We start from the raw sequence: 414 nt of genomic DNA on the forward strand, positions 1-414 counted from the left end.
CAGTGAGCAGTTACCAATGGTATGTAAATGCAACAGCGTCCAATACTGGTGGCACACTCATACCGGGAGCTACTTCGGCCACTTACACACCACCCAATACGCCTGCCGGTACGTTTTATTATTATTGTGTAGTAACCAATTCGAATACCTGCGCCACCCCGAGCAATGTTTCGGGGGCTATCAACATACTGGCGCCACTTACGCCCCCGACAGCTTCGGTTACCGTGCAGGCAACGTGTGCAGCTGGTGGAACCATCACGGTGTCTTCGCCGCTGGGTGCCAACTATACCTACAGCATCGACGGTACAAACTACCAGGCCAGCCCGGTATTTCCCAACCTTACCCCTAATTCTTATAATGTTACGGTACGAAACCTTACCACCGGGTGTACTTCTACGGCTACCGTAGTGGTAG

At 52.2% G+C, this 414-nt stretch carries 1 protein-coding gene; it reads left to right on the forward strand.

Going from position 1 to position 414, the window contains the following annotated elements; genetic code table 11:
• Positions 1-414 (forward strand): hypothetical protein (locus EGI32_RS11485; protein ID WP_255155498.1); only part of this gene is annotated, 414 nt, incomplete at both ends.

The organism is Ferruginibacter sp. HRS2-29, from assembly GCF_024343615.1.
Lineage (GTDB): Bacteria > Bacteroidota > Bacteroidia > Chitinophagales > Chitinophagaceae > Ferruginibacter.